Raw genomic sequence first — 10,231 nt, 5'->3', positions numbered from 1 at the left:
GGCCCCCTGGACGGCTGTCAGTCCGCGCTCGGGATCAGTGTGAGGCTCCCCGAGCCGTCCTGGACGCAGGGCCGGAAGCCCTCGGAGAGGCGGTCGAGGAGCGCACGCAGCCAGTGTCGGTCCGCGTCCGGGGCGCCGTCCAGGCGCATCCGGCGGGCCCGGAGCGGGACGAGGCGCAGGCCGGTGAGACGGCCCGTGTCCGGGGAGAGCGAGACGAGGTGCAGGAGCCGCAGGTCGTCGCGGTAGCGCTCGTACCCGGTGATGCCCTCGTAGTCGTTGATCAGGTCGCCGCAGCCGTACAGGACGAGCCCGCCGCCGTACGCCTCCGGTGGGCGGATGTGGTGCGAGGAGTGGCCGTGGACCAGGTTCGCGCCCGCGTCGATCAGGGCGTGCGCGAAGGCCACCTGGTCCCGGGTCACCTCGTAGCCCCAGTTGGAGCCCCAGTGGACCGAGACGACCACGATGTCGCCCGGCTTCTTCAACTCCCTTACCCGGCGGGCCAGTTGGACCTTCGCTGCCGCAGAGGAGCCCACGACGAAGCTCACCCCGCTGCGGTCCTCGCCGGCCGCCCAGTCGTACGGGACGCCGCTGGACGGCATGCCCACGGCGAGGACCAGGAGCCGGCGGCCTCGGCCGAGGGGGACGGTCGCGGGCAGCGCCGCCGTGGCCGCGTCACGGCCCGCGCCCGCGGTGCGCAGCCCCGTGCCGGCGAGTGCGCCGAGGGCGTCGAGCGTGTCCGCGAGGCCGCGGCGGCCGAAGTCGAGGACGTGGTTGTTGGCGAGCACGCAGACGTCGGGCCGGGCGGCCGTCAGGCAGGGCAGGTTGGCCGGGTCCATGCGGTAGTGGATGGCCTTGCCCGGGGCGAATCCGCCGGTGCGCGTGACGCTGGTCTCCAGGTTGACGATGCGCGCGTCGGGCGCGGCCGCGTCCAGGATCTCCAGGGCCTCGCCCCAGGGCCAGGCGAAGTCGACCGGGTACGGGACGGGCCCGTTGGCGGCCTCGGCGAGGTCGACGTAGTCGCGGGCGTCGCGTACGTAGCCCTCGCGCAGCTCGGGGTCGCCGGGGTGCGGCAGGATCTGGTCCACGCCACGGCCGAGCATGACGTCGCCGCAGACGAACAGCGTGCTCATTCCGGGGCTCCGGTCCGGTCGGTACGTCGGTCGGTCGGTCGGTCGGTCGGTCGATGCTGATCGATCAACTCGACTCAGTCGACGATGCTGATCAACGCGAGGGTGATGTTGTCGGGGCCGCCGGCGTCGATGGCCGCCTTCCACAGCGCGAACGCCGCCCGACCGCCGTCGTTGGTGCGAAGCACCGTGTCGAGCCGGTCCTCGGGCACCGGGTCGGTGAGGCCGTCGGTGCACACCAGATAGCGCTCGCCCGTGCTCAGCGGCATGGTGCTGACGTGCGGCGTGATCGCCGTGAAGCTCGGTGCGCCGCCGAGCGCCTGGGTGAGGACCGACGTGGTGCGCCGCCCCGGCGTCAGGGGCGGGTTGTCGTCGACGCTGAGCCGGTGCAGCATCTCGTGCCGCGTGGTCACGTCGAGCACCCTGCTGTCCCCGACGTTGAACACCAGCAGGTCCCGTTCAAGAACCACGACCCCGGCGACCGTCGTGCCCATGGCGGTCAGCCGCGGGTCGCCGTCGGCGGCCGCGTAGACGGAGCGGTTGCAGACGTTCAGGACGTCCTTCAGGGCCCGTTCGCTGTCCAGGGTGGTTCCGAGCGAGGCCAGGTGCCGGACCACGAGACTGCTGGCGACCTCCCCGGCGGGCTGGCCTCCGATGCCGTCGGCGACCGCGACGACGAGCGGCGTGCCGAGCGGGAACCCCAGCGTCTGCGGGTTCTCCGTCACGGTGGCGCACAGTGTCCACGGCCCGACGGCCAGACTGTCCTCGTTGTGCTCGCGCATGAGCCCCGGGTGGCTCAGGGCGGTGACCGTCACGTACGGCATGTTCCTCCCGCCTCTCCGTACCGGCGGGCGCGTTCCGCACTCCCGTATCCCATTGTCGCCCCGTTGCCCGCTTGCCGCCCCGTTGCGCGTTCGCGGGTGCGGGTGCGGGTGCGCGTGCGGGCGGGGCGTTGCCGGGCTCAGGCGGTGCTCGTGCCGAGGCGTTCCAGGAGGTCGGGCAGGTCGGCGAAGGAGTCGACGACGTGGTCGGGATCGCCGCTCGCCGCACGGTGGGTCTCGGGCAGGTACTTGCCGGTCCTGACGAGGACGCCGGTGATCCCGGCGCGCTGTGCGGCAAGGACGTCGGACTCGATGTCGTCGCCGACCATCAGCGCCTCGGCCGGTGCGGCGCCCACGTGGGAGAGTGCGGCCCGGAAGAACGCCTCGGCCGGTTTTCCGGTGATCGCCGCCTCCACGCGGGCGGCCTTCTCCAGGCCGAGCAGGAACGCGCCCGTGTCGAGGTCGAGACCTCCGGCGGTACGCCAGTACAAGTTGCGGTGCATCGCCACGAGGCTTGCCCCGCACTGCAGTTGGCGGAAGACGCGGTTGAGGGCGGCGTAGTCGAACGCGTCGCCCGCGCCGCCGATGACGACCACGCCCGCTTCGGGTTCCGCTGCCGCCGCGTGCTGCTCAGGGTGGTCGTCCACGAGCTGCACGCCGTCGAGGTCGCCCCGGATGTCGCCGGCGTTGAGCAGCAGACAGCGGGCCCGCGGATGGTGCGCGCGCAGATACGCGGCGGTCACGGCGGGTGCGGTGAGGATGTCGTCGGCCGTGACGGAGAACCCTGCGCCCGCGAGCCGGTCGGCGATGGCGGCACGGGTCCGCGAGGTGGTGTTGGTGACGAGGGCGAAGGGCAGCCCCGTGGCGCGCAGCCGCTCCATCGCCGCGACGGCGCCGGGCAACGGCTCCCAGGACACCGTGAGCACACCGTCGATGTCGATCAGAACGGCCCGGACCGCCTCGCCCCTCTGTACCGGGTCTCTATGTGCGCGGTCTCTATGTGCGCGGTCCCCATGTGCCCGGCGGCCCCTGTGTTCGCGGCCCCCATGTGCTCGTCCCATACGACCGACGGTACGGGGGCGGGTTGCAATCCGCTGCGAACGGAGTTACCCCGAAGGTACGGACAAGCAGGTACGGATACGTGGACACAGGTCCTGAGATGGGGCGAGCAGCCATGCTGTTCACCGACCGTGAGGATGCGGGGCGGCGCCTCGCCGAGGCAGTGCGACACCTGGAGGGCGAGCGGCCCGTCGTGCTCGGCCTGCCCCGGGGCGGAGTGCCGGTGGCCTTCGAGGTCGCCCGGGAGCTGAACGCCCCCCTTGACGTGATCGTCGTACGCAAACTCGGCGTCCCGAGCCAGCCCGAGCTGGGCTTCGGCGCGATCGGCGAGGGCGGCGTACGGGTCCTGAGCGAGGAGATCGTGCGGCACGCACGGGTCGAACCGGAGCAGATCGCGGCCGTGGAGCAGCGGGAGGGGCAGGAGCTGCTGCGGCGGGCCGGACGGTACCGCGAGGGGCGGGACCGGGTGCGGGTCGAGGGCCGCACGGTGGTCGTGGTGGACGACGGGATCGCGACCGGCGCGACGGCCGCGGCGGCCTGCCGGGTCGCGCGGGCGCAGGGCGCGGCGCGCGTGGTTCTCGCGGTGCCGACGGCGCCCGCCGACACGGTGGCGCGGATGCGCGGCGTGGCGGACGACGTGGTGTGCCTCTCCCCGCAGCACCTGTTCGGCTCGGTGGGCGAGTGGTACCGGGACTTCTCGCAGACCACCGACGCGGAGGTCATCTCGCTCCTGTCCCGGGCGGCGGCAGAGCGTGCGGCGGCGGAGGCGGCAGGGCATACGGCTGGGGCCGGAACGGGCAGTGAGGCAGCGGCCGAGGCAGAGGAGGCGGAGGTCGAGGTGGAAGTCGAGGTGGACGCCGGTGAGGTCGGCCTCGTCGGGGACCTCGGGGTGCCGGAGGACGCCGAGGCCGTGGTGATGTTCGCCCACGGCTCGGGCAGCAGCCGGCACAGCCCGCGCAACCGGTCGGTGGCGTCGGTGCTGCGTGCGTCCGGCCTCGGCACGCTCCTCTTCGACCTGCTCACCCCGGCCGAGGAGGCCGACCGCGCGAATGTCTTCGACATCGACACCCTGACGGCGCGGCTCCTCGGCGCGACCCGCTGGCTGCGCGAGCGCGAGTCGCTGCCCATCGGCTACTTCGGTGCCAGCACGGGTGCCGCCGCCGCGCTGCGGGCGGCCGCCGAGGACACGGCGGTCGGCGCCGTGGTGTCGCGCGGCGGGCGGCCGGACCTCGCGGCGCCGCGCCTCGGCGACGTGGAGGCGCCGACCCTGCTGATCGTCGGCGGACACGACTCCCTCGTCATCGACCTCAACCGCTCCGCGCAGGCCGAACTGCGCTGCGAGAACCGGATGGAGATCGTCCCGAGGGCCACCCACCTCTTCGAGGAGCCGGGCGCCCTGGACCAGGTCGCGGACCTGGCCCGGGACTGGTTCCTCAGACACCTGACCTCGGCGGGCGACCGCCCCGGCCCGGTGCACATCGTGCGGCGCTGAGCGGCCCTTTCCGGCCGAGGCGGCCCCACCGGAGGGAGCCGTCCGGAGGGGGCGCTCGGGAACCGCTGTCCAGGGTGGCCCGATGGACTTCGGGGCGGTGCTGATCGCGGTGACGGGTGTGGCGGGCACGTTAGGGGGTGCGTTGCTCACGCAGCGCGGCGCGGACCGGACCAAGAGACGGGAGCTGGAGACGGCCCAGGCCCTCCAGGAGGCGCGCGAGAACCGTGAACTGCGGCGCAGCTGCTACTCCCAACTGCACCGGGACGCACGGCAGTTCACCACGGCGCTCAGCCGTCACCTGTACGTGGTCCGGGACCGTCAACCCGGGGACGAGGACGTCCGGGCCCTTGAGGAGACCAAGGACGTCTACCGCGGCCGCTGGTCCGAGGCCCTGATGGTCGCCCCCGACACGGTGATCGCTCCGGCGCGCGCTCAACCGGGCGCTGACCCGCGTCTACGGCCAGGTCAAGCGCCTGGAACAGGCCAACGCCCGGCCGGGCGAAACCCTGCTGTCGGCCGCTGAGGCCCAACATGCGCTGTGGCCCCTGATAGGCGCCATGAGAGACGCGATGCGCCGCGACCTGGGCGTCACGGCAGAGGGCGGCCACGCAGCGGACGACCGCCGACCGGAGCCGGCCTCCTCCAGCGACCCGTCGGGCTTCCTCAGCGACTTCGCCGAACCGGACGACGACCCCAACTCCTGAGCCGTACAGCCGAATTCGACCCCGTCCCCTACGAGGCGGCTACGGGCGGGGCCGTCCGCCGTCGCGCAGAACGGCCAGCGTCTCGTCGAGGTCGGCTGCGCGCGGGCGGTTGTGGGGGAGCTTGGCGAGCACGGCGGCCATGCCGCAGGTGTCGGTGAGGGCGGAGAAGACCAGGCCTCCCGCTATGCCGGCCGAGAGCAGCTGGAACGCGGGGTGGACCAGGAGGCCCAGGAGCAGGCCGGTGAGCACCAACGTGCCTGCGGTGAAACGGACTTGGCGCTCCATGCCCCAGACCGTGCGCGCGGCGCCCTGCGGGCGGTGCAGGTCGTGGCCGTTCGCCGACCAGGCGCCGGTGCCGCCGGTGAGGGTGGCGGTGTCGATGCCGTGCCCGGCGAGGATCCTGCAGGCGTTCGCGGAGCGGTTGCCGGAGGCGCACACCACGAGGACGTCGCCGCGCTCGGTGGCCTGCCGGAGGCCGGGCAGGGCCTGCTCGATCCGGTCGAGGGGGATGTTCAGGGCGCCGGGGAGGTGGCCGCCGGCGTACTCGCCGGGGGTGCGCACGTCGACGACGGTCAGCTCATGCAGGCGGCTGTGTGCTTCGTCGGTGCTCAGGGCAGTGGGCGTAGTCATGGCAGGTGTCATCCTTGTTCATCGACGGGGCCCCCATCAGGAGGAGTATATTACCCCTGGGGGTATTTCTTGAGGAGTGGTGATGGAGCTTGAACTGGCGGGCGCGGAACTGAAGTCGGTGCTCAACCGGCTCCGGCGCGCGCAGGGGCAGCTCGCCGGCGTGATCCGGATGATCGAGGAAGGCCGGGACTGCGAGGAGGTCGTCACACAGCTGGCGGCCGCGTCGCGCGCGCTCGACCGGGCCGGCTTCGCGATCATCGCGACCGGACTCCAGCAGTGCCTCACGGACATGGAGGACGGCGGCCGCTCCGCCGAGGACCGGGACGAGATGCGGGCCCGCCTGGAGAAGCTGTTCCTCTCGCTGGCCTGAGGGGCGCACCCCTGAGCGGCACCCCGTAGGGCCGTCTCACTCCTCGTAAGAGCCTCGCGTACCGGCGGCCCCTTCCGGCGCTCACCTTCCGGCGACCGTCGCCACGAGCATCGCGGCCGCGACCCCAAGCAGTACGAACGCGAAGATCCGCTGCAGGCGCGCGCCGTCGACCTTCACCGAGAGGCGTTTGCCGTCCCACGCGCCGAGCACGGCCGCCCCGGCGAACGGGGCGATCACCTCCCACGGCAGCTCGCCGCCCGTTCCCGTCCGCGCGGTGAGCGCGGCCAGGGAGTTGACGGTGATGACGAGCAGGCTGGTGCCGACCGCCCGCCGCATCCGCAAGCCGAGAACGTTCACCAGGGCCGGCACCGCGAGGAAACCCCCGCCGACCCCGAGCAGTCCCGTGACGGCCCCGAGTCCGGCGCCCGCTCCGGCCGCCTCCACATGCCGTACGGGGCGCTGCGGCCCGGCGTCTGCGGTGCGGCGCAGCATGCGTACGGCGGCCAGTGCGGCGATCAGCGCGAAAGCCCCGGTGAGCAGTGCTTCCGGGACGCGCCCGGCGACGGCTCCGGCGAGGAACGCCGGTACGACGCCGGCGGCGGCGAACAGGGCACCCGTCCGCCAGGCCACGTTCCCGTCGCGGGCGTGCGCGTACAGGGCGGTGGCGGATGTGGCGGTGACGATGATCAGGCCGGCGGTGGTGGCCGCCGCCGGCGCGAAGCCGAGCAGGTAGATCAGCGCGGGGACGGCGAGGATGCCGCCTCCGCCGCCGAGCGCGCCGAGGGCGATGCCGATCACGGCCCCGGCGACCAGGGCGAGTACGAACATGCTCACGCCGTCGAGCCGTCTTCCCCGTGCTCATCGACGGTCAGGCGACCGGCGGTCGATCCTGCGGCGCTCGCCGATCCCGCGACCACGGGAAGACCCGCCTCGTACGCGGCGTCGAACCCGGCGTCGATCGCGACGACCTGTCGTCCGGCCGCATCGAGGAGCGAGGCCGCGATGCCGGCGCGCATGCCGCCCGCGCAGTGCACCCAGACCTCCCCCTCGGGCAACTCGCCGACACGACCGGGCAGTTGATGGAGCGGAATGTGGACCGACCCCTCGATGAAGGCGTCCGCGCGCTCGGAGTCACGGCGTACGTCGAGCACCACGATGGAGTCCCGGCGCTGTCGCTGCTCGGCGAGGCCCGCGAACGTCGAGCGGCGGAAGGACGCCGGGGCGTCGCCCGCGCGGAGCCAGTCGGCGGGGCCGCCGGTCGCGGCGGCGGCCGGGCGGCCGATGCCCACCCTGCTCAACTCGCGCTGCGCTTCGGCCAGTTGATGCGGGGACTCGGCGAGCAGCGTGACCGGCTTGCCCCAGGGGATCAGCCAGGCCAGGTACGTGGCGAGCTTGCCGTCCGCCTCGAAGTTGAACGAGCCCGCCACATGCCCCTCGGCGAAGGCGATCCGGCTGCGCAGGTCCACCACCCACTCCCCCGCCGCGAGCCGCGCAGCGATCTCGTCCGGGTCGGCGACGGCCGGCCGCGTCAGGTCGACGGGCTCGGGCCCACGCGCGTTCACGGGGCCCATGTGGGCGTAGTACGCGGGCACGTCGTCGAGGCCGGCGAGGAGCTCGGCGACGAAGGTGTCCACGTCGGAGGTGAGAGCGGTGTTGGCCGCCTTCTCCTTGCCGATCGTGGTGGCGTCCCCGCCGGCCTGGGCGGAGGAGCAGAAGCTGCCGAAGCCGTGTGTGGGCAGGACCGCCGTCTTGTCGGGCAGGGCGTCCGCGAGCCGGTGGACCGAGGCGTGCTGGGCCCGCGCCAACTGCTCGGTCAGGCGCGGCTCGACGAGGTCGGGGCGGCCCACCGTGCCGATAAGCAGCGAGCCGCCGGTGAACGCGGCGACGGGGTTGCCCGCCTCGGCGAGGACATAGGCGGTGTGGTGCGGGGTGTGCCCCGGGGTGGCCACTGCGGCCAGGGTCAGCCCGGCGTCGGCGTCGATGTCCACGGCGTCGCCGTCGGCGACCGGGACCCGGGCGAAGGAGACGCGCGCACCGGCCGGGACCAGATAGGTGGCCCCGGTGATCCGGGCCAGCTCCAGGCCGCCGGTGACGTAGTCGTTGTGGACATGGGTCTCCACCACATGTGTGATCCGCACACCCCGCCGTGCCGCAGCGGCGAGCACCTGGTCGACGTCGCGGGGCGGGTCCACGGCCACGGCGGTCTGCTCGCCCCCGGCGAGATAGCTGCGGTTGCCGAGACCCTCAAGCTCGACGGTGTCCACGAAGAACACGGGGTGCTCCCTTCACAGTGAAAATTACCCCGGGGGGTATTACGCACACCGTAACGCATTTACCCCCGGGGGTATATTCCGGGACCTGCTCGGCGGACATCATGGGGCGGTCACATCGGGGCGGGCGGAGCAGGACGCGAGGGTTTCAGGGCGACGTGGACGACTTCACCGTCGGCGATCTCGTCGGCATGGAACAGTTCGACTGCCGGGTGCTCGCCGGATCGGCGGGCCTGCGGCGGCCGTTGGTGTGGGCGCACTCCTGCGAGCTGGAGGACCCGTGGCGCTGGCTGGGCGCCGACGAGCTCCTGATGACGGTCGGCATCTGCGTCCCGCGTGGCGCCCAGGCGCAGCGCCGTCTCATCACCGGGCTGCACGGGGCGGGCCTCGCCGGCGTCGCCATCGGCGACGACCTCAAGGCCCCGCCGCTGACCCGGGAGATGCTGGCGGCCGCCGACGAACTCGGCTTCCCCGTCCTCCTCGTCGGCCACACCACGCCCTTCGCGGCCATCGGGCGCACGGTGTCCATCGCCAACCAGAGCGACCAGGTGCGCCGCATCGCCCGCGTCAGCAGGCTCTACGAACTGGCCCGCACCGCCACGTTCGGCGAGGCGTCGATGCTGAGCCGCCTCTCCACCGAGATCGGGCACCGGCTGCACGTGCTCGACGTCGCGCTCGGCAGCGAGGTGCTGCCGCAGGAGCCGCCGCTCGCCCCTGGCCTGGTCGCACGGCTCGTCGAGGACACCGCAGGGCAGCTGCAGCGGCTGCCCGCCCGGCTGCGCGTCGACGGCCCGGACGCGGTGCAGGCGACCGCCCTCGCCCTGTCCGCGCACCGGCCGTGCATGCTGGTCGCGGAGGGGCCCGAGGACCTCGACATCGACGTGTTTCTGCTGCTGCACGTCCAGAGCCTCATGTCGATGGAGGTCGAGCGCATCGGGCGCGAGCGTGCGGAGCGGGACGTGCGCGGCGCCGAACTCCTGGCCAGGCTGGTCGAGGGCAGCCTGGGCGAGGAGGCGGGCCGGATCGCGCTCGACGGTTTCGGTCTCGCCGGCGCGCGCACCGCGCTTGCCGTCCCGGCTCAGGCCCGTACCGTCGCGGTTGCCCTGCTCGGCGACGCCGAGGTGCCCGCGCTGCTCGGCGAGGCGCGCTGCGACGCCGTCGTCGTACTCGTGTCGAGCGACCGGGTGGACGACGTCGTCGCCCTGCTCCGCAAGGCCGTGCCCGCCGTGGGCGTCTCGGCGAGCAGCTCCGCCCTCGGGCAGCTGGCCGACACCGCACGGCAGGCGCGCTGGGCGCTGCAGGCCGCCGTCGCCTCGCGCGGCGGAGTGGCGCACTACGAGACGGCGGCGCCGATCCTGCTGCCCCGCACCGTCGCCGACGCGGAGTTCGCCACGCGGATGGTCCTCGGTCCGGTCCTCGACCACGACCGGCTCCACGGCACCGAACTCACGGTCACCCTTGAGACGTTCCTCAACAGCGACCGCAGTTGGCAGGAGGCCGCGGCGGCCCTGCGCATCCACCGGCAGACGCTCGGCTACCGGCTCCGCAAGATCGAGGCGATCACCGGCCGGAGCCTGCGCAGCACGGGCGACCTGACGACGCTGTGGATGGCCCTGCTGGCGCGGCGGATCACGGACCACTGACCCGGGGGGGGGGGGGGCCGGGGGGGGGGGCCGCCCCCCCCCCCCCCCCCCCCCGCCGGCGGCCGCCGCCGCCACGCAGGCGGCGAGCGCCCAGCGCGACAGGATCATCCGGCGG

The 10,231-nt window shown here is 73.5% G+C and carries 11 protein-coding genes; 5 read left to right on the top strand and 6 right to left on the bottom strand.

The genetic code is table 11. The annotated features are described in order from the left end of the window. Positions 1-17: 17 nt before the first annotated feature. From QIS96_RS37295 to QIS96_RS37285, 3 genes are all read right to left on the bottom strand, one after another. A complete protein-coding gene (locus QIS96_RS37295) occupies positions 18-1,130 on the bottom strand; it encodes a CapA family protein (protein ID WP_282547330.1) in 1,113 nt (370 codons plus the stop codon). Positions 1,131-1,204: 74 nt separating this feature from the next. Continuing rightward, positions 1,205-1,951 carry a PP2C family protein-serine/threonine phosphatase gene (locus QIS96_RS37290; protein ID WP_282547329.1) on the bottom strand — a complete coding sequence of 249 codons (747 nt, stop codon included), beginning with the start codon at positions 1,949-1,951 and terminating at the stop codon, positions 1,205-1,207. A gap of 137 nt (positions 1,952-2,088) precedes the next feature. Further along, positions 2,089-3,009 (bottom strand): HAD-IIA family hydrolase, encoded by a 921-nt coding sequence (locus QIS96_RS37285; RefSeq protein WP_282547328.1) that lies wholly within the window; start codon positions 3,007-3,009, stop codon positions 2,089-2,091. A gap of 113 nt (positions 3,010-3,122) precedes the next feature. Between QIS96_RS37285 and QIS96_RS37280 the strand changes: the two genes are divergently transcribed. From QIS96_RS37280 to QIS96_RS37270, 3 genes are all read left to right on the top strand, one after another. Beyond that, positions 3,123-4,499: a phosphoribosyltransferase family protein gene (locus tag QIS96_RS37280; protein WP_282547331.1), complete on the top strand. Its 1,377-nt coding sequence runs from the start codon at positions 3,123-3,125 to the stop codon at positions 4,497-4,499. Positions 4,500-4,581: 82 nt separating this feature from the next. Next, positions 4,582-5,022 carry a hypothetical protein gene (locus QIS96_RS37275; protein ID WP_282547327.1) on the top strand — a complete coding sequence of 147 codons (441 nt, stop codon included), beginning with the start codon at positions 4,582-4,584 and terminating at the stop codon, positions 5,020-5,022. Between the two features lie 34 nt (positions 5,023-5,056). Then, positions 5,057-5,203 carry a hypothetical protein gene (locus tag QIS96_RS37270; protein ID WP_282547326.1) on the top strand — a complete coding sequence of 49 codons (147 nt, stop codon included), beginning with the start codon at positions 5,057-5,059 and terminating at the stop codon, positions 5,201-5,203. Between the two features lie 39 nt (positions 5,204-5,242). Here QIS96_RS37270 and QIS96_RS37265 read toward each other — a convergent pair whose 3' ends face one another. Beyond that, a complete protein-coding gene (locus QIS96_RS37265; protein ID WP_282547325.1) occupies positions 5,243-5,833 on the bottom strand; it encodes a rhodanese-like domain-containing protein in 591 nt (196 codons plus the stop codon). Between the two features lie 82 nt (positions 5,834-5,915). On the opposite strand from QIS96_RS37265, the gene QIS96_RS37260 reads away from it, so the two are divergent. Beyond that, the gene (locus tag QIS96_RS37260; RefSeq protein ID WP_282547324.1) at positions 5,916-6,203 is read left to right on the top strand and encodes a metal-sensitive transcriptional regulator; all 288 of its coding nucleotides are present in this window, start codon (positions 5,916-5,918) and stop codon (positions 6,201-6,203) included. Between the two features lie 81 nt (positions 6,204-6,284). On the opposite strand, the gene QIS96_RS37255 is transcribed toward QIS96_RS37260, so the two are convergent. Together QIS96_RS37255 and QIS96_RS37250 are read right to left on the bottom strand one after the other, a co-directional pair. Continuing rightward, positions 6,285-7,037 carry a sulfite exporter TauE/SafE family protein gene (locus QIS96_RS37255; protein ID WP_282547323.1) on the bottom strand — a complete coding sequence of 251 codons (753 nt, stop codon included), beginning with the start codon at positions 7,035-7,037 and terminating at the stop codon, positions 6,285-6,287. Further along, positions 7,034-8,476, bottom strand: a complete 1,443-nt coding sequence (locus tag QIS96_RS37250) for an MBL fold metallo-hydrolase (protein WP_282547322.1) — start codon at positions 8,474-8,476, stop codon at positions 7,034-7,036. The genes QIS96_RS37255 and QIS96_RS37250 overlap by 4 nt, the downstream gene beginning before the upstream one ends. Before the next feature lie 155 nt (positions 8,477-8,631). Here QIS96_RS37250 and QIS96_RS37245 point away from each other — a divergent pair, with 155 nt between their 5' ends. Beyond that, complete coding sequence (locus QIS96_RS37245; RefSeq protein ID WP_282547321.1) at positions 8,632-10,116, top strand: PucR family transcriptional regulator; 1,485 nt, start codon at positions 8,632-8,634, stop codon at positions 10,114-10,116. The last annotated feature ends 115 nt before the right edge of the window (positions 10,117-10,231 follow it).

The sequence above is a fragment of the Streptomyces cavernicola genome, from assembly GCF_029968035.1.
Taxonomy (GTDB): domain Bacteria; phylum Actinomycetota; class Actinomycetes; order Streptomycetales; family Streptomycetaceae; genus Streptomyces; species Streptomyces cavernicola.
This window is presented reverse-complemented; position numbering and strand designations above follow the sequence as displayed.